Consider the following 18,232-nt stretch of genomic DNA (forward strand, 5'->3'; position numbering starts at 1 on the left):
ATAGCCAGCTGAGTTGAGTGAAATGGAACCCATCATTGATCAAGCCGTTGTGCTTAGAAAACAAGGTGAGCACACTGCTTCACGTGAACTGTTATTCTCGCTGTTACAGGAGCCTGAACAAGCAGCGAAAGCTCACTTGAATATTGCTTGGTCATACGACAATGAAGGCATGGAGCGCGAGGCAATTTCTCATTATGCCTCTGCTTTGAATGGGCCTCTTTCTTCTACTGAGCGGTTCGACGCATTGTTCGGTCTGGCTTGTACTCACCGAGGTCTTGGCAGTTATGAAGACGCGCTGGGCTATTTTGAAAGTACATTGTCTGAGTATCCTGAGGCGAATGAAGTGAAGCCATTCTACGCCATGTGTTTGCATAATCTGGGGCGTCACCAGGAAGCGATTGAGATATTGCTCAGGTTGCTGGTCACGACGACTGAATGCGAAGCAATCAAAGAGTATCAGCGAGCCATTTTGCTTTATGCTGCCGATGTCGATAAGAAGTGGTAATTCACGTTGTTATCCCAAACTGGATCACTCATCAGAAAATTTGGATATGAACTTAGTTGCTTTTATTGATTGGCGGGTCAGGCTAAAGCGGATCGAAAATCGATGAAATCACTTCGACAGCATTTCAGTATTGTGTTTCAGAACTCGTATTCTTCGCTCAACTCAAGACTGAGAATCTTTCAATTGACAGAAGAATTCTTTAAAACACACTTCCGATTGAATAAGCCAGAATGCCGGGAGCGAGAGCCAGCACGCGATCTGGGTATTTGGCACGTATCCGGTCCGATGCATCGGCAGGCTGGTGTTCAATACTGTTCAGGCAATAAATCCACAAGGAGAAATTGTCAGCCGATATAGGAAGATGTATTCTTTCCAGCCCTGTAAGCAGATATCAGTGCCGGTTAGCCGGGTAAGGTCCGTTGTTTGGTGTCGCCGGGATGGAGATACACTACATCAGGCTGACAGTACAACATAATTGATTAAACTGGAGCTGGATTTGGATCGAGTACGCCGTTCCAGAGCGCGCTGTGCTTGGGTTGGGATAAATTTTGAAGAGTTACCGTGATCATGACGTGATTTTTTCGCAATATCAGGGTGATAACTCGCCATATTGAGTTCGATTGGATACTCTTAAGGTATAAGGCCTTGCGGCATCATGCCGTAAGCCAACGGAATTATAATAAGAAACTGAACAATGGTTCCTTGAGTGCGGGGCTTCACAGCCCCGATTTTTTTCGCTTCAGATTGCTTCATCTTTACCTTCTCTAACGTCAAACACATCAGCCTGATTCCTCAAATCATTTAAATATTTCACCCTGCATCACAGAGGCAAAGCCGCGCTTTTCCGTAAACGGCCATCGACGCGATTGTCTTTACCATCTATTGTTTTTGCGTGTCTGTTTACGTTATACCATTGCATGACAGCCAGAGGTTTTCATCGTAAATTCAGTCAATAACAGGAAAGGGAACACAGACATGCTGATACGTGAAATGGATGCCGCCGATTTCGAACAGTTCTGGCCAGCGTTCAGATGCATTATTCAGGCGCAGGAAACCTACGCCTTTGAGCCGGAGATGAGCCGAGAACAAGCTTTTACCTTGTGGGGCGAGTTGCCGCTGAAGACATTTGTATGCGTGCAAGACGGCACAGTGCTGGGCTCTTATTATCTCAAAGCCAATGCAATGGGGCCGGGAAACCATGTTTGTAATTGCGGCTATATGGTAACGCCGGCAGCGCGGGGCAAAGGCGTAGCACGTGCCATGTGCGAGCATTCACAACAAGTGGCGCTTGAGCAAGGGTTCAGTGCGATGCAGTTTAACTCAGTGGTATCGACCAATGACGTTGCCGTGAAACTCTGGCAGAAGCTGGGTTTTGAGATAATCGGCACCTTACCGGACGCCTACCGGCACAAAAATAAAGGCTTGGTCGATTGCTACGTGATGTACAAACAGCTTACTTAACTATTGATCACAGAGCATGATGACAGGGCAGGGAGGGAATATGTCAGGAATTATGGATTTAAAACGGCTTCTGCAAACCATGTCGCCGTTAACGCGGGAAGAAGATTATGTATTTTGTACGGTCAACGGGGATATTACCGAGTATCTGCAGTATGCCCCCCTGGCCACATTTCAGGAGCAGGAAGGCTTAACGTTGGTGGTCACGGCGCAGGCGGCTGAAAAGGCAGCCATGAAGTATGAATCGACCTTTCGCTGTATCACACTGACGGTACATTCCAGCCTCGAAGCCGTGGGGCTGACGGCAGCGGTGTCAACCGCGTTGGCAAAGCATGGCATCAGTGCCAATGTGATTGCCGCGTTTTATCACGATCATGTCTTTGTACCGGCGGACAAAGCGGACCTGGCTTTGCAGGTGCTGACTGATCTGACAAATCAATAAGAAGGATGACCATGGAAACGCTTTCCGGAGGCAGAAGTACAGGGATTTACCGCCAGGGTGAAACGGTTGTCAGGCCAATACAGGAGTGGTCTGCGACGGTTCACTGCTTGTTACGTTATCTGCACCAACAGGGGTTTCATGCCTGTCCTGAAGTGATTGGGATGGATACGGGATCTGAGGTGCTGAGTTTTGTCGAAGGCGATACGTACAATTATCCGCTTGAAGGGGCGATAGCCTCAGAAGAGGCATTGATCAGCGCAGCCAGATTGCTGCGGCAATTACATGATGTCTCGCAGGGTTTCCTGAATAATGTGAATCTGGCGGAGACGGTTTGGATGTTGCCAGCCAGAGAGCCGGCCGAAGTCATCTGTCATGGTGATTTCACCCCTTACAACGTGGCCCTGAACGGAAATGAAGTCGTGGGCGTGTTTGATTTCGATACTGCCCATCCGGCCCCCCGATTATGGGATATTGCGTATTCTGTCTATTGCTGGTCGCCTTTTAAAACCGATCCCATTGATAAGATGGGTACACTCAACACACAAATAGCCCGCGCCAGATTATTCTGTGACAGTTACTGCGTCTCCAATTCAGACAGACAGAAATTGGTGACTGAGATTATCACACGCTTGCAAAGCTTAGTGACTTTCATGCTGGCACAGGCTGACACTGGCGACGAGCAGTTCGCACAGCACATTGCAGAGGGTCATCATGCGGGGTATCTGGCGGATATTGACTATTTATCTTTAAATGAGAATAAAATCATAGAAGGTATTTGTTGACGAATTATCTGAGTATCGCAATGAAAGCCTCGGCGCATTATACGATGGCGAGGCTTTGCAGGTTATTTATTATTGTGCAACTAAGGTAAAGTCGAATTTTGTACTGTCAACGCGTGTTATTTTTAAATTGGGAGGGAAAGTTTCTCCTGGTGTAACCACATCTATAATGCCGTGAGTAGTGTTGTAATGGAAATACATGGAGCCATTGGCTATATATTCACCTGTAGCTATATTTCTAATGTAAATAGCACAGGTAATTAACTCGCTATTCTCTGTTACCGGTAAATATGTATATGTTTCCTCACCAGACCAAAACTCCGCATCACCAATATTGTGCGCGTTGAATGTCATTAAAAATTGGCGAGGCTCACCACCGGTTTCATCAATCAAACGCATACTGACGGCAAAGTGTGTGTCAATGTTAACAATCTGAAACTTAGAAAGACCATGCATTTCTTCAATACTGGCGTAGTCCCCATGGGTATAGCTTTTAAAGATGCCTGAACCATCAGTGTGTTGATAACAATGAACTTTTACGGGGTTAATCACTTTCAACGATAAGTATTTGTCGTTATAGTCATCACCAAAGTGAAAAGTGATATCATCGCCCAGTTGGTAGTAGTCTGGTGATCCGCCGAAGTTTTTTTCACGATAAAACGCCACGTCTGTTGTTTTTACCATTTTTCTCCCCTTTTCTGTTAGAAGTAAAGACTGCTGATTCACTAGCAAATTAACCATAGACGCTCAGTGTTATTGTGAAAACCATAAATAAAGCAGTTTGTTTTTTGATAATGTCTAAATTGTGATTTTGAATCCGTTTTAAAGCGGTCAGTTTGAAGAATATGGTTTGTTGTCAATAATAAAGAAAAGTGAAAGGTATGGACAATGAATGACTCTCATATTCAGCAAGGCTGGCATGCGTCCCATGCTTTAGCCGTTGCCTCACTGTATGAAAATGCGTTTGGACATAAGTTTAAAGCCGCGATTCCCAGCAAAGCGCAGCGGATTCATTTGCTGGCTGAATCCTTTAATCCGGATTTTTCTTTTGTGGTGATCTCGAATGGAAAAATCGTGGGTATTGCCGGGTATCAGACCGCGCAGGGATCACTGACGGGCGGGATAACCTTAAGACGGTTATGGAGAGTACTGGGCTTCTGGCGCGGAACCTGGGCAGCGGTTGTCCTGAGTTTGTTTGAACGCAAGCCTGATCCCAAAGAGCTGATCATGGACGGCATCGTGGTGGATCCTGCTTGTCGTGGCCTGGGGCTTGGTTCGAAACTGCTATCGCACATTATTGCGTATGCCAGTGAAAATCAGTATCAGAAAGTGCGGCTCGACGTTATCGACAGTAACCCAAGAGCCAGAAAACTGTATGACGAAAAAGGTTTCCTCCCAGTCAGAACCGATCGTTTTCCTTATCTGAAATGGCTCGTTGGCTTTTCTGGCTCAACCACCATGATCTATCACCTGCGCGGCGACTGACATTTTCTAAAGTTTTGATCTGCGATCTGAATGACAGGATTGAATCATTCACTGAATGCATCTATGATTTTGTTAATCACTTGATTAATGAAATGAGAAATGATGTCCCGAGGCAGACCACAAGATCCTGAAAAACAGGCACAGATGATGTCGGCACTCCTTGATGCTGCCGAAAGATTACTGGATCAAAAATCTTATCAATCCATCACCATTCGTGAGCTGGCAGCGGAAGCCGGCACACAATCCGCCATGATCAGTTACTACTTTGGGAACAAAGAAGGGCTGTTTATCGCGCTTCTGGACCGGAGCGGGCGTCAGCGCCAGCAGCGGATACAGGAAGTCGTGTTTTTACTTGAAACCCAGCCAGAATCCGTTTTACCGGTATTGGTTGACCGGATCGCAGACATGATGTCTGAAGAACCATGGCTGGTTCATTTGATCAAAGACGAAGTGCTGACTCGCGAGGCAAAACTGAGAGCGCATTTCGTGAAAACCTTTCCTGCCCGGATGGGGGAATCCTTGCTGAATCTGTTCACGACTTTGCAGCAGAAAGGCATTCTCCGTGAAGATATTAATCCGAAATTTGCCACCGCATCGCTGATCAGTCTGATGGCTTTTCCAATGATTGCCGAGCCATTGATTCAGGATGTACTGGGCGTTGATCGCCAGGTGCTTCGCTCCAGTGCCTGGAAACAGCATCTGACGTTATTACTCACACAAGGTTTGGGCAGTCCGCCCAGGTAAGGGGCTCCACATGAAATGCAATTGTCTGAAAGTCATTTTAACATCCAAACTCGCGTTGCCCATGCTCGCTGTGGTGGGATTGCTGATGTTGGTTGTGCTGTTCAAAACACGTCCACCAGTCAACCACCAGTCAACTGAAATGACGCCCATTGCTGTAACTTTTATCGAAACGGCGCCAAGGGTGATTCGTCCCGAACTGGTGGGGCATGGTTTCATTGAACCGACCCAAAAAGTGGTGGCACTGGCTGAGGTGTCTGCAAAGGTGGTCCGGGTCTCGCCTTATTTGAAACAAGGCAGTCTTGTGAATCAGGGGGAGGTGCTGGTTGAGCTGGATCCTGCGGACTATCATCTGGCACTCACTCAGGCGAAAGCGGAGCGGGCGATTGCAGCAGCGAATTTACGGGAAATCGATACCACTGCGGAGAACCTGACACAGCGTGACGCGCTGATTCAGGAGAACATCGCAGTGGCTCAGCGTGAACTGAAGCGGAAAAGGACGCTGAGCGAGCGGGGCGCACAATCCGATTCTCAGGTCGACAGTGAACGGCAAAAACTGATTCAGCTCCGCCAGCAGCAAGCGATACTGGAAAATGAAATCGCCACGCTGCCAGCAAGACGCCATGTACTGGAAGCAAAACATGCACTGGCAGAAACGAAAGTGACACAGGCCCAGCGAGATTTAGACCGGACCCGGATTGTGATGCCTTTTACCGGTCGGCTTACCGCCGTTCATACGGATCGCTTCCAGTATGTGCCTGCGGGACAACGCTTATTTGAAGCCAGCGGTATCGATCAGATGGAAGTGAAAGCGCAGTTCCCTATCGCGAAACTCAAACCCTTTTTGAAGCTGTTGTTTGAAGATCACGTAACTGGGGTTGATCTGACGGATGCGGGACAATTCGGCCCTTTGCTGAGTCAACTGGGGCTTGAATCCACGATACAGGTGCCGGGTTTTTCGGAATCGGTCTGGCGCGGGCAGATTGTGAATCTGGGGGAGTCGTTGGATCCGCAATCGCACACACTGAGTATTACCCTGACGGTCGATCAGCCTTACCGTTTTTTGTCGCCGGGCAAAAAGCCGCCTTTGCTGGCAGGGATGCCAGTCATTGCGACGCTGGTGGGTTCCCCGGTTGAGGCGGTGGTTCTGCCGCGCCATGCGCTGCATGCTGGCGCTCTTCTGACTGCTGACAAGCAGGGCCGTTTGAGCCGTGTGCCTGCGACGGCCAGCCTGACGATGCAGGATTGGGCGTTGTTTACACCGGGTCATATTCCGGACGGCACCCGAGTGATCACCAGTGATGTACAGCCCGCACTGGATGGATTGCCGTTATCGCTGACGCCGGATCGCCTGGAAGCCACACCGACTATGCTGGCGCAGTCGGCAGGAGTGGGCCAGTGATGATCCGATATTTTGCCAGCCACCCGACGGCGGCTCATTTACTGATGATCCTGCTGATACTGGTAGGGTTATTGACACTGCCATCCTTACAGCGGGAGACCTTCCCCAGGCTTGCTTCAGACACGGTGCGTGTGCTGGTGCCTTATCCTGGAGCAAGTCCGAGAGATGTTGAAAACGGGATTTGTCGCCCCCTGGAAGATGCGATGGAAGCGATCCCCAATCTGCTTGAAGTCTTGTGTGAGGCCAGGAATAACCTCGCACAGATGACACTGACCATGGTGGAGGGCCGGGACTTTTCGGTATTTCAGGAAGACATCCGCTCTGCCGTTGACAGTATTGACAGCTTTCCGGATGAAGCGGAAACCCCAGTCGTTGAAGAGATGGGGAGAACCAGCCCCGTGGTGACGATTGCTGTGACGGCGTCCGGTCTGTCCCAGACGGAATTAAAAACACTGGCAGAGCAGTTGAAAACCAAAATGTTGCGGCAACCTGAGATACCGATCGTCCGGATTGAAGGCTTTTCAACGCGGCAACTTCGGGTGTCAGTCAGCCCGGAGCAACTCCGTTTTTACGGATTAACACTGGAAGAGGTCAGTCAGCGGATTGCTTCCCAGAATTTGAACCTGCCTCTGGGATCCTTAGAGACAGTGTCCAGATCGTATGATCTGAGTCTGGATGATCAACGCGTCACTGCGGCTGAACTGGCCAATCTGACCATTTTAAGCGGGCACACGGGCAGCCAGATCCAATTGAGCGATCTGGCGACGATTGAAGAGCGATTCAGTGAGCCGGAAAATCAGGCCCGATTAAACGGACAGCCAGCGGCCTTGCTGAATGTCCGGAAAAATATCACGGATGACAGCTTGTCTGTACTTGCAGCAGTTGAGTCCTTTGTGTCGGCTGAGCATGACCATCTCCCCGAGAGTGTTCAGCTTACCCTGATTCAGAACAATACCTCGATCGTGGTGGATCGTTTAAACATGCTCATAGAAAACGCCTGGCAGGGATTGATTCTGGTGTTTCTGAGTCTGCTGCTGTTTTTTCGCCTGCGTTATACCTTCTGGGTGGTTGCCGGATTACCCGTGAGTTTTCTGGCGAGTTTCTTTGTCCTGTCATCCCTTGGCATCACGCTCAATATGATGAGTATTGTGGCGCTGTTACTGGCATTGGGCATTTTAATGGACGATGCCATTGTTATTTCAGAAAGCATTGCCGAGCAGTCCAGACTGGGAAAAAAGCCGCTGGCAGCAGTGACAGACGGGGTCGCTCGTGTGGCCAGCGGAGTGCTGTCTTCCTTTGCAACCACGGTGCTGATTTTTGGGGCCTTATTATTCATTGAAGGAGAGATTGGACAGGTCCTTCGCGTGATTCCTGCGGTATTACTCGTGGTGATCTCGGTCAGTCTGATTGAGGCGTTTTTAATATTGCCCAGCCATTTGCATCATACCCTGATACATGACAAGCCATCGCCGGACAACCGATTCAGGACCCGAATCAATCAGGCATTTCTGCAATTGCAGCAGCGCACGGGTCAGGCGGTTGAAAGTGCCATGCATTACCGTTATGCCGTCCTTGGGGGCAGTCTCGCATTACTGATGCTTTCGGTTGGGATGCTGGTGAGCGGTCATCTGAAGTTTCAGGCCCTGCCCGACATGGATGGGGATGTGCTGGAAGCAAGGCTGATCCTTCCGTCCGGGACTCCGTTCCATGTCACAGCGCAGTCGGTTGATCACGTGCTGAGTGCGCTGAACCAAGCCACTGATTCACTGGCGTCGCAAGCATCTGAATCGCTGGTGAAAGCGATCACCGTCACCTACAGCCACAATTCGGATGCCTTTGAGACCGGCGCGCATCTGGCAACGATCAGTGTGGACTTGCTCACGGCTGAGCAGCGGGTGACAGAAATGGATACCCTGACTCAGGCGTGGTCAGACGCGTTACCGGCGCTGCCTCAGGTTGCTCAGGTGATTTTCACCGAGCCGTCTCTCGGTCCTGCAGGCAGAGCCATTGAATTACGCTTGCAGGGCAGGGATCTTGCGCAGTTGTCAGAGGCGTCCTACGAACTCCAGCAATGGCTGAAAGGGTATGCGGGCGTCTATAACGTGTTCGATGATTTACGGCCGGGTAAGCCCGAGCTCAGGTTTACACTCAAACCGGAAGCTTTGGCGTCGGGCCTCACATCTGCTCAGGCCGCAGCGCAGCTCCGGCAGGCATTTCATGGTGTGACCGTCGATGAGATTTACCGGGGAATTGATGATCTGGAAATCACAGTACAGCTTGCCGCCGAGAGTCAGCTGAATCTTGAATCTCTGGAATATTATCCTTTGCTTCATCCACGGACCGGAGACCGTATCCCCTTGCTGAGTGTGGCTGATATCTATTTTGAGCGGGATTACTCGCGGATTCATCGCATCGACAGTCAGCAGACCGTCACTGTATTTGGCGCAGTTCACAGCCAGAAAGCCAATGCCCAAGCGGTGGTGACGGATACACTTGCGCGTTTTCTGCCTGAATTGCAAACCCGCTTTCCCGGCATCACCCTTCAGGTGGAGGGCGAGATAAAAAACAGCCGCATCACCCAGACCTCGGTCCGCAATGGGTTTCTGATCGGATTGATCGGTATTTTTGTGCTGCTGAGTATTCAGTTCCGGACTTATGCTGAACCCCTGATTGTGATGCTGGCGATTCCGTTGTCACTGATCGGTGTGATTGCAGGCCATATGTTGATGGGGTATCCGCTGACCATGCCCAGCATGGTGGGATTTGTCTCATTGGCTGGCATTGTGGTGAATAATGCTATTTTGCTGGTGACTTATGTGAAAGCCAATGTTCTGGAGGGGATGTCCTTGCAGGATGCAGCCCGAAAAGCCAGTGAAGCGCGTCTCCGGGCCATGTTACTGACAACCGTGACCACCATTGCTGGCATGCTGCCTTTGTTATTCGAAACCAGCCTGCAGGCGCAGGTCATGATCCCGTTAGTGATCAGCATTACGTTCGGTTTACTGGCCGCAAGCCTATTGGTGTTGTTCGTGGTGCCTTGCATTTACGGCATTCTGGCTGATTATCGTGCACTGAAGGCGCATAAAAGCTGGACACCTGTGACGGAAAGCTGAGATCTTAAGCCCAAAGAGACTGTGTGACCATGGGATTTGGATCTGTGCTTCAGTACGCTGAAATCAACCATCGTCTTCACTTTGATGGACTCAGTCACCGCACATTTTGAATGCAAGACACCCCGTGATGTTCAAAAATTTGACGACATTGATCCGCTTCACAGATATGAACAAGTGTCGTAATGACAGCTAAAAAAGTGATTTTGACAGGCTGTTTCTTCTTTTCTATCAATAGGATGAGTCGCTAAGCATCTGATAGAATATCGCCGTATTCTTGTTCAGTTCATGAGGAAAGCGTCATGGGAGTCACTATCAGTGCTGATGGTCTGAGTATTGTTCATAAAGGGTCTGGCGGTGAAGCGAATGCTGCCGTCCCTGATGTATGTATGACAACGGTCGGGCCACCCGTTGTTCCTATCCCTTACGGAAACAATGCCAAGTCGGCCGATCTGGCCGATGGAAGCACAACAGTCACCGCCGATGGTGGTAACAGCATTGCACTGAAAAGCAGCCAGTTTTCGTGCAGCACCGGCGATGCAGGCGGCGATAAAAAAGGCATTGTTTCCGGTACGACTGAAGCGGAAGCCAAATTCACCACGGCATCTTCCACAGTGAAAATTGAAGGTGTCGGGGTGGCCCGTAAAACCGATATGATGACCATGAACGCAGGCAATACCATGTGTTTTGGTTGTGAAAATCCGTCGGTGACCGTTCAGCCAGATGAAGATAAAACCCATGCGCTGCGTGTTCAATGTCGTTATACGTCCGGTAAACCGCTCGCCAATGCCCCTTTCAAACTGAAAGATGAATCCGGTGCCGTTCTGGCAGAAGGCACACTGAATAACGCAGGTGAAGCCATCGTTGACGGCTTGCCCACCAAAGGCTGCACCGTTGAATATGGTGAAGCGCCAGCGCCTTATAAAATCAATTATCCTCGCCCTGCCAATCCTGAAAAAGCCACGCTTGATGACGAGGTGTTTTTTGACCGCGCATCGCACATGTGCGTGCCATTCTGGGTACCAAGAGGCGATCTGCAAGAGCGTCACTGGGGTTATTTGGGCGAAACGCTGGCAGACAGCCTTGAATTTCGCCACATGCTGGAAGTGGAAATTCGCGCTCATCTGCCATTGAACCCCAAACCGGGTCAGGCAGAAGAGATCGCAGCGCGACTGATCAACTTCTTTGACCAGCAGCCTGTGTCGGAGCAGGACATCCTCGGCCTGATCAGCACCATGCTGCCGATAATGGAAGCAGACGGCGTCTTGTTTGATCTGTTCGTCAATTATCACAAAGAGGAATCCGGCAATAACCTGCTGGCTTCTATGCGTCATCTGGGAACCGGCAATCCGAATGAGTGGCTGGACAACCTGGACTGGGACGCTAAGGCAACCCTGCTCAGTCGCGAATGCGGCAGCATTCTGGAAAAAACGGATGCCCGGCTGGAAACGATCCTTTTTCACTCAGATACCCGTGGTTATACCTATATCTCAAACAACATCAAAGCCCATCGGGAATCGGTGAAAACGGTCCGTAAAAACCTGCCTGATGACATTTCAGCGGCGATGAACGGCCTGAAACAGAAAATCAACACCATCCGCAGCAAGGGCGAAAACATCATGGTGGTGCCGACCAATAACCAGCGTACCACGCAGGGCGGCAGTATTACCGATGTGGTGCACTCGCTGAACGCATTGCCAGCGCCGCTGGCGATTCGACTGACGTACGATGACATGGAGCAAACGCCAGCAGGTTATGTGCCTTACTCTGTCATGTTCGCCAATGGCGAAAAACAGGAAGGAAAACTGGATGCGAACGGCAGTGTGATGCTGTACGGCGTGCCTCAAGTCGGCGCAGAAGTGACGTTTGGTGATAAAGAAGCAGCCAAAAAGGCAGAAAAGGAGCTCGAAAAACACAGGGAAGCGATCCCTGAAGCACTGAATGGCCTGGTTGGCGAGATGGTGCAAACTGCCCGCCAACAGGCTGCAACCGCGCCGATGATCGCAGCAGAGCAGTTTGCTGAACTGAAGGCCAGCGTTGAAGAAGAACTGGCAGAAATGCGCAGCCGTAAAGACGCCTTTGATGACTTGTCATTTCTGGAGCAAAGCTGGTCTTATGCGAAAAGCACCGGCATGGGGATCAGCTCAGGTGTCACCGACTATCTGCCTGATTTTGGCGAATTCGGCGAGTTGATGGACGCAGCGGATATCGGCATTGATGTACTGGTAGAAGCGATTGCGACCGGTGACATAGACGTGATGCAGCGCAAACTGAAGGGCGTTGACCGGGTGAAACTGGGTCTGCAAGAAGCCAGTCAGGCAATGGAAATACTCTTGCTGTTACTATCGGACCCGGAAACCAGAGCCTATCTTGCCAGCCTGCCACGCCTTTTTCTGGAAGCCATGCCAGCGGATGAACTGACGCGCCTGGCGGTGTCGCAGGGTACGCAAAAAGGTATCGATTTTGCCGCTGTTACAGGCGGTACTGCCTTGGCCGGTGCTGTCAGTGGTGGCGTCGGTGCCCCCGTTGCTGCAGTCGCCATTACCGGTGGCGTCACTGCCCGAAACGGTGGTAAAGCACTTGAAGGTTTGATTGATGTGCTGATGAAGATCGCCGACAGCAAAAAGACCACGCTCAACCGCCACGATAAAAAACAGCATGAAAAGGATAATGAGACGAACCTGCCGAAACATTGCCCGATCTGCGATGACCCTAAATGTAAGAACCGGAAGCGGTTGAAGCCGGGGAAAGGGAATAATGGTGATGGTCCACATAAGAAAAACATGGCAGATGCTTATAAGAAAAGAAATAAATCTTTTCCAAGCGAGCATGAATGGTTTATTGGGAATAGTTCGTTAGAAGTTCATCATGTTATACCTAAAGAAGCAGTGAAAGGTGATATTTTCTCAGAGCTTTTTGACAATTTTAGTTATGATATTAATGGGATTCATAACTTAGTGACATTACCTGCTGATATGAGTTTGGCTTGTGAGTTAGCAGTTCAGCGACATAAAGGTAATCATGCAAAAGGAATTGCATATAATAGAAAGCGAGGTGCAATTACTGAACTTGAGGTTTTAGAGAGGGATATTTTAAATGAAGATGTAAAAAAAGAAGTAACAATTGAGATGAATGATTATAACTCAGTATTAATTGAAGAAGATAGAAACCTATCTTATCCTAAGTCAGCAAAAGCTCTTGTTCTAGATGTTAAAAGAAAAATAGAAAAAGGTAAGCTCTGTGAGCATGCAGAAAATCGAGAGATATTAAATGGAAAGTTTGAGTTTAATATGAAAAAAATAAGTAATAAAGTTTTGCGTTATATTGAAGATTTTACATGGACAATTGCTTGGGATAATCGAGATTATAAAAAAGGCAGTCGGTTGGGGTGCTGTAATGTTAAAAGTATTGAAGCTAAGAAACTTGGTTTACAAAGAAGCAAAGTCTGTAAGAGAAATAGAAATCATAACTACGGGCTAGGTCATTTTAACGGTACATTACGATTGGGTAAATAAAATGAAATATGATAGCGATTATTACTTTTTAAGAGAAAGTGGTAACTCATCCAGCTACATGCTAGAACAAAAAAGAACTTCTGATCAGGGGTTAAGGCATTTGATGTCGATTCGTTCAATTAAACATCGTGTTCTTGGTCCTGGTGTGGTTGAAATTATTGAGGGAAATCCAGATTTTTTTACACCATCAGATTATCATGAGACTGCAGAGCAATTAGTTTCAGAAAAATTCATGCAGGTGTTGCAAGGGTTCAATTTGCCGGGTGTGGATTTTTACCAAACAAATATTGTTAGCGGAAATAAAACTTGGTCAGAACATTACTATATGCATATATGGAATAACTATCAGGCAATTCATAAAGGTAGATCAAAAATTGATGGAACTTATGTGGATGATGATTTTATTCTAGAAGTATTATCATTAGATGAAAATGTACTAGATAAAATACCTCTAGAAAAACGTTTAGTATTCACATTGGAAGAGAAGCCAAAATTCCTGTTTCATGAAACAGTTGTGCAGGCACTTCGTGAGGCGAATCTCACAGGTTTGAGTTTTCAGCGGGTAGATGAATGGTCAATTGGTTCGGCCTTTGAATAACAGACTATTACTACAATGGCTGCCTAAGTGCTTCTGGTGGCCATATGTTTTTCAATATTCTGGATTGTCAACTGTTTGAGAGATGGTCAATGAGAAGACGAATCGTGTGATGGCAAGAAAATGAAATATGATAGTCAGTACTACATGTTAAAAGAAAGTGGTCGTGCAACGGATTACATGTTAGATAAAATAGAAGGATCAGATGAAGGGTTAGGGCATTTGATGTCTCTATGGTCCTTGAAAAGGCACGTTATTGGACCGGGAAGAGTTGGTATTTCAGAGGGTAATCGCGCAAAATTTCAGCCGTGTGATTATCATGAAACGGCAGAGCAATTGGTCTCTGAAAAGTTCAGGAAAGTTCTGGATCCATTTCACTTACCTGGCGTAGATTTTTATCAAACCAATATCGTCAATGGCGATAAAATTTGGTCAGAACACTATTACATGCATATCTGGAATCATCATCAGGCGATTCATAAAAAACGAAGTGAAATAAAAGGAACTTATATTGGTAACAGATTTACTTTATTAAATCTTTCCTTAGATGAGAAAGTCCTGGATCAAGTGCCTTTAGAAAAAAGATTGGTTTTTCGATTGAGAGAAGACCCAACTTTTCTGTTTCATGAGTCTGTCGTTGCAGCCCTCAGTGCCGCTGACCTCAGTGGTTTAGGCTTTCGCCGTGTCGATAGCTGGTCGATCGGATCTGCCTTTGAAGAAGACGATGATGATTTTTATGATGATTTGTAATTGATATTGCCCCCTTCAGTGGGGCTTTAATGATAGATACGGCTGGATTTGATAAACATTGACTCAGAGGCCTGTGGCTGAGTCTGTTCATTGGGAAATTCCTTGCACGAAAATAATATGAAATACGACTGTCAGTACTATATATTGAGAGAAAATCATGAGTCAGGTGCATATATGCTTGAACAAGCTGATGGTTCTGATGAAGGATTAGAGCACCTAATGTCACTTCGATCGATTAAACCGCGTGTATTTGGACCCGGTGTTGTAGAAGTGTTGGAGGGTGATTCTAGCAGATTTACTCCATGTGATTACCACGAAACAGCCGAGCAATTAGTCTCTGAAAAATTTAGACAGGTTTTACAGGTGTTTAATTTACCTGGTGTGGATTTTTACCAAACAAATATTGTTAGCGGAAGTAAAACGTGGACTGAACATTATTATATGCATGTCTGGCATCACCATAGAGCAATTAATAAAGGAAGATCAAAGATAGATGGTGCTTATATTGATGATGATTTTATATTAGAATATTTATCACTTGATGAAAATTTTTTAGATAAGATTCCACTTGAAGAACGTCTCGTCTTCAGATTAGAAGAAGACCCAACATTTTTATTCCATGAAACAGTTGTGCAGGCACTCCGTGAGGCTAATCTCACTGGTCTAAGTTTTGAACGGGTAGATGAATGGTCAATTGGTTCGGCCTTTGAATAACAGACTATTACTACGATGGCTGCCATAAAATGTTTATGGTGGCCATATGTTTTTTCAATATTCTGGATTATCAACAGTTTGAGAGATAGTCGATTTGAAGACAAATCGTATAATGGCAAGAAAATGAAATATGATAGTCAATACTATATGTTGAAAGAAAGTGGTCGTGCAACGGATTATATGTTAGATAAAATAGAAGGATCAGATGAAGGGTTAGGGCATTTGATGTCTCTATGGCCCTTGAAAAGGCACGTTATTGGACTGGGAAGAGTTGGTATTTCAGAGGGTAATCGTGCTAAGTTCCAACCGTGTGATTACCATGAAACCGCAGAGCAATTGGTCTCTGAAAAATTCAGGCAAGTTCTGGCACTGTTTAACTTACCTGGCGTGGACTTTTATCAAACCAATATCGTCAATGGCGATAAAATTTGGTCAGAACACTATTACATGCATATCTGGAATCATCATCAAGCGATTAATAAAAAACGGAGTGAAATATTAGGGACCTATGTCGGTGACAGATTTACTCTATTGAAACTGTCGTTAGATGAAAAAGTCCTGGATCAAGTCCCTTTAGATAAAAGGCTTGTTTTTACCTTGGAAGAAAAACCTGTTTTTCTGTTTCATGAGTCTGTCGTTGCAGCCCTCAGTGCCGCTGACCTCAGTGGTTTAGGCTTTCGCCGTGTTGATGACTGGTTTATCGGATCTGCCTTTGAAGTAGACGATGTTATTGATGATGATTTGTAATTGAGAAAACGATATCCGTTGTCAGCAATGATGTTCAAGGGGGGGCAATTACGCTTTTAACCCTAATTGATGATACATCGCCTGAATCTCTTCTTCTGTGGGTAATTGACCATGTTCGATGCGTCTGAGAACCTTGCATGGGTTACCGGCAGCGATCACATTTGAAGGGATGTCTTTCACCACGATACTGCCTGCGCCAATCACTGTGTTATCGCCAATCGAAACCCCTCCCAACACAATGGATCCAGCGCCAATCCACACATGATTGCCAATCGTGATGGGATCGCCACAGGCATAGGGTTGTACCCGTTCTGATAACAGCACCGGATGGCCGGCCGCACTAAGTTGAACGTTTGGGCCAATCAACACATGGTCGCCAATAGTGACGGGTGCAATATCCAGCACAATTAGACCGTAATTAATAAACCCGCCTTTACCAATAGAAAGATTGCTGCCCATATCGCAGCGAAAGGGGGGTTCGATATGTGTGCCCTGGCATTGTTTGAGGATCTTGTTCAGGATGTCTTGCCGTTTTTGCTGCTCACTGGGGCGCGAGTGATTAAAGTCGTACAGCGATTCTCTGCAGGCTATTTGATGATCAATTAACGCCTGATTGATTAACAGTTTGGTACTGAAATCGTTGAGCTTATCCGGCATTGACGTGTCTCTTTCACTGACAGGTTGTAACGCTATAACTGAGCTCAGCCAAAATGTGTCTGACCGGGATAACGTTGAAATCGTCGAGTTGAGGAAATGTGCATCGTCGCACATTAACCTTAATACAATGCGATGTTATGCATCATGGTTGTTATAGTGAGCTCTTCTTGGTGGCGAGAAACTGATGTGTTATCTATCCTGTTGTATTTAATTGTTTTAACGCTTGCTTTTGATGGTGCTGCTTCATCTAATCAGTTGCAGTTGCCTGAATGCGAAATAACGGACGTCGTAGATACCCCGATTACCTTTTTTGTGTCAAAAGAGGCGATGGAGGATTATTCACCGTTTGTCAGGAGCAGTATCATCGACAGTTGGATACAAACATCTAACCAGATTCTGAAAAACTCTTGCGTGCCTATGCGTCGTACATTTCATCAGGTTGTGGTTGCTGATGAATTGAATCTTGTGGAGTTTGATGAGATTACACTTGTACACGACTTGCTTGAGTACCATCACTTTGAGCAGATTGAGGCGTCCGCGTCCAGACCCAATCATTATTATGGCGTGCTGTTCAGTACTAAGCGATCTACAAACACATTACCGGAACAGTGCGGCATGACATATGTGGATGTTTACCCTCAGTTCTTTATTGCTGATTTAGCCTGCAGCAGTGACATACTTGAGCATGAACTAGGACACCTGGCCGGTGCCGAACATGATATAGATACTCTCTCAGATCAGATAGATGTGCGAATAGATGAATTGAAAGAGATCACGGCTTTACATCAGCAACACGCATTCCGGCCTTATGCATTTGGTTATAGATGTGGTGGGAAAGGTACTGTGATGGCCTATGCAGATGAGTGGCTGCCTGTTTATTCAAGCCCGGATATTACCTACAAAGGGATAGCATGTGGCGGTGCAAAGTTTGCGAATAATGCAAAGCGTCTGAGAGAGTATGCCTTACAGTTGCAAGAGCGGATGGTGTTGGATTTGAATGCTAGTATGGCCGACGTCAAAGCAAACCCGTCAGCGACAACACAGTAAATCTCATTGAGCAGGGAGAGAGTGCATGGCGACAATTCAGCTAAAGTGTGAATGCGGTGAGTTACATGGGGCAGCAGAGGTGCCCGCGCCGTCGTCCGGCAACCGCGTGGTGTGCTATTGCAAAGATTGTCAGGCATTTGCCGAGCAGTTGTCGCGAGGGTGTTCATAGTTCTGTGTCAGCATAAGTCACAGATCCACATATTGATCAACCCTGTTCGGGAAGTGGAGACTCAACTGGGATAGCGTCAGATTCCAGTTCTGTACCGGGTGCGTCCACTTCTCGGA

General features: G+C 47.2%; 16 protein-coding genes. 14 read left to right on the forward strand and 2 right to left on the reverse strand.

Annotated features, from left to right (window positions below; translation table 11 throughout):
• Positions 1-22 precede the first annotated feature (22 nt).
• The 4 genes from Q4491_RS02665 to Q4491_RS02680 all read left to right on the forward strand — a co-directional run bounded on the left by Q4491_RS02665 (position 23) and on the right by Q4491_RS02680 (position 3,187).
• Positions 23-505 carry a tol-pal system YbgF family protein gene (locus Q4491_RS02665; RefSeq protein WP_303454210.1) on the forward strand — a complete coding sequence of 161 codons (483 nt, stop codon included), beginning with the start codon at positions 23-25 and terminating at the stop codon, positions 503-505.
• A gap of 978 nt (positions 506-1,483) precedes the next feature.
• Complete coding sequence (locus Q4491_RS02670) at positions 1,484-1,966, forward strand: GNAT family N-acetyltransferase (RefSeq protein WP_218387377.1); 483 nt, start codon at positions 1,484-1,486, stop codon at positions 1,964-1,966.
• A gap of 40 nt (positions 1,967-2,006) precedes the next feature.
• The gene (locus tag Q4491_RS02675; RefSeq protein WP_218387346.1) at positions 2,007-2,405 is read left to right on the forward strand and encodes an ACT domain-containing protein; all 399 of its coding nucleotides are present in this window, start codon (positions 2,007-2,009) and stop codon (positions 2,403-2,405) included.
• 11 nt (positions 2,406-2,416) lie between these two features.
• Positions 2,417-3,187 (forward strand): aminoglycoside phosphotransferase family protein, encoded by a 771-nt coding sequence (locus tag Q4491_RS02680; RefSeq protein WP_303454213.1) that lies wholly within the window; start codon positions 2,417-2,419, stop codon positions 3,185-3,187.
• A 69-nt stretch (positions 3,188-3,256) separates the two neighbouring features.
• Here the strand turns inward: Q4491_RS02680 and Q4491_RS02685 are convergent, their stop codons facing one another.
• Positions 3,257-3,868 carry a beta/gamma crystallin domain-containing protein gene (locus tag Q4491_RS02685; protein WP_237796284.1) on the reverse strand — a complete coding sequence of 204 codons (612 nt, stop codon included), beginning with the start codon at positions 3,866-3,868 and terminating at the stop codon, positions 3,257-3,259.
• Between the two features lie 204 nt (positions 3,869-4,072).
• Here Q4491_RS02685 and Q4491_RS02690 point away from each other — a divergent pair, with 204 nt between their 5' ends.
• From Q4491_RS02690 to Q4491_RS02730, 9 genes are all read left to right on the forward strand, one after another.
• Positions 4,073-4,669 (forward strand): GNAT family N-acetyltransferase, encoded by a 597-nt coding sequence (locus Q4491_RS02690; RefSeq protein ID WP_218387380.1) that lies wholly within the window; start codon positions 4,073-4,075, stop codon positions 4,667-4,669.
• A 99-nt stretch (positions 4,670-4,768) separates the two neighbouring features.
• The gene (locus Q4491_RS02695; protein ID WP_192016748.1) at positions 4,769-5,413 is read left to right on the forward strand and encodes a TetR/AcrR family transcriptional regulator; all 645 of its coding nucleotides are present in this window, start codon (positions 4,769-4,771) and stop codon (positions 5,411-5,413) included.
• Positions 5,414-5,423: 10 nt separating this feature from the next.
• The gene (locus Q4491_RS02700; RefSeq protein ID WP_303454220.1) at positions 5,424-6,812 is read left to right on the forward strand and encodes an efflux RND transporter periplasmic adaptor subunit; all 1,389 of its coding nucleotides are present in this window, start codon (positions 5,424-5,426) and stop codon (positions 6,810-6,812) included.
• Positions 6,812-9,925 carry an efflux RND transporter permease subunit gene (locus tag Q4491_RS02705; protein WP_303454293.1) on the forward strand — a complete coding sequence of 1,038 codons (3,114 nt, stop codon included), beginning with the start codon at positions 6,812-6,814 and terminating at the stop codon, positions 9,923-9,925. Before Q4491_RS02700 ends, Q4491_RS02705 begins: the two co-directional genes overlap by 1 nt.
• A gap of 299 nt (positions 9,926-10,224) precedes the next feature.
• A complete protein-coding gene (locus Q4491_RS02710) occupies positions 10,225-13,437 on the forward strand; it encodes a PAAR-like domain-containing protein (protein ID WP_303454223.1) in 3,213 nt (1,070 codons plus the stop codon).
• A 1-nt stretch (position 13,438) separates the two neighbouring features.
• Complete coding sequence (locus tag Q4491_RS02715) at positions 13,439-14,035, forward strand: DUF1629 domain-containing protein (RefSeq protein ID WP_027253188.1); 597 nt, start codon at positions 13,439-13,441, stop codon at positions 14,033-14,035.
• Between the two features lie 120 nt (positions 14,036-14,155).
• Entirely contained in the window at positions 14,156-14,782 is a 627-nt protein-coding gene (locus Q4491_RS02720; RefSeq protein WP_303454233.1) for a hypothetical protein, read from the forward strand.
• A 174-nt stretch (positions 14,783-14,956) separates the two neighbouring features.
• On the forward strand, positions 14,957-15,496 hold the full coding sequence (locus Q4491_RS02725; protein WP_303454236.1) for a DUF1629 domain-containing protein: 540 nt from the start codon (positions 14,957-14,959) through the stop codon (positions 15,494-15,496).
• A 123-nt stretch (positions 15,497-15,619) separates the two neighbouring features.
• Positions 15,620-16,243 (forward strand): hypothetical protein, encoded by a 624-nt coding sequence (locus tag Q4491_RS02730; RefSeq protein ID WP_303454238.1) that lies wholly within the window; start codon positions 15,620-15,622, stop codon positions 16,241-16,243.
• 48 nt (positions 16,244-16,291) lie between these two features.
• On the opposite strand, the gene Q4491_RS02735 is transcribed toward Q4491_RS02730, so the two are convergent.
• Positions 16,292-16,900 (reverse strand): sugar O-acetyltransferase, encoded by a 609-nt coding sequence (locus tag Q4491_RS02735; RefSeq protein WP_303454240.1) that lies wholly within the window; start codon positions 16,898-16,900, stop codon positions 16,292-16,294.
• 156 nt (positions 16,901-17,056) lie between these two features.
• On the opposite strand from Q4491_RS02735, the gene Q4491_RS02740 reads away from it, so the two are divergent.
• Positions 17,057-17,947 (forward strand): hypothetical protein, encoded by an 891-nt coding sequence (locus Q4491_RS02740; RefSeq protein WP_303454243.1) that lies wholly within the window; start codon positions 17,057-17,059, stop codon positions 17,945-17,947.
• The last annotated feature ends 285 nt before the right edge of the window (positions 17,948-18,232 follow it).

It is taken from the genome of Photobacterium sp. 2_MG-2023 (assembly GCF_030547675.1).
Classification (GTDB): Bacteria; Pseudomonadota; Gammaproteobacteria; order Enterobacterales; family Vibrionaceae; genus Photobacterium; species Photobacterium arenosum.

What these genes read in the sequence shown, in the direction of transcription:
- Q4491_RS02685 (WP_237796284.1), bottom strand. Translation starts at nt 3,868, where the DNA reads ATGGTAAAAACAACAGACGTGGCGTTTTATCGTGAAAAAAACTTCGGC.
- Q4491_RS02695 (WP_192016748.1), top strand. Translation starts at nt 4,769, where the DNA reads ATGATGTCCCGAGGCAGACCACAAGATCCTGAAAAACAGGCACAGATG.
- Q4491_RS02705 (WP_303454293.1), top strand. Translation starts at nt 6,812, where the DNA reads ATGATCCGATATTTTGCCAGCCACCCGACGGCGGCTCATTTACTGATG.
- Q4491_RS02690 (WP_218387380.1), top strand. Translation starts at nt 4,073, where the DNA reads ATGAATGACTCTCATATTCAGCAAGGCTGGCATGCGTCCCATGCTTTA.
- Q4491_RS02715 (WP_027253188.1), top strand. Translation starts at nt 13,439, where the DNA reads ATGAAATATGATAGCGATTATTACTTTTTAAGAGAAAGTGGTAACTCA.
- Q4491_RS02665 (WP_303454210.1), top strand. Translation starts at nt 23, where the DNA reads ATGGAACCCATCATTGATCAAGCCGTTGTGCTTAGAAAACAAGGTGAG.
- Q4491_RS02735 (WP_303454240.1), bottom strand. Translation starts at nt 16,900, where the DNA reads ATGCCGGATAAGCTCAACGATTTCAGTACCAAACTGTTAATCAATCAG.
- Q4491_RS02725 (WP_303454236.1), top strand. Translation starts at nt 14,957, where the DNA reads ATGCTTGAACAAGCTGATGGTTCTGATGAAGGATTAGAGCACCTAATG.
- Q4491_RS02675 (WP_218387346.1), top strand. Translation starts at nt 2,007, where the DNA reads ATGTCAGGAATTATGGATTTAAAACGGCTTCTGCAAACCATGTCGCCG.
- Q4491_RS02720 (WP_303454233.1), top strand. Translation starts at nt 14,156, where the DNA reads ATGAAATATGATAGTCAGTACTACATGTTAAAAGAAAGTGGTCGTGCA.
- Q4491_RS02680 (WP_303454213.1), top strand. Translation starts at nt 2,417, where the DNA reads ATGGAAACGCTTTCCGGAGGCAGAAGTACAGGGATTTACCGCCAGGGT.
- Q4491_RS02730 (WP_303454238.1), top strand. Translation starts at nt 15,620, where the DNA reads ATGAAATATGATAGTCAATACTATATGTTGAAAGAAAGTGGTCGTGCA.
- Q4491_RS02700 (WP_303454220.1), top strand. Translation starts at nt 5,424, where the DNA reads ATGAAATGCAATTGTCTGAAAGTCATTTTAACATCCAAACTCGCGTTG.
- Q4491_RS02710 (WP_303454223.1), top strand. Translation starts at nt 10,225, where the DNA reads ATGGGAGTCACTATCAGTGCTGATGGTCTGAGTATTGTTCATAAAGGG.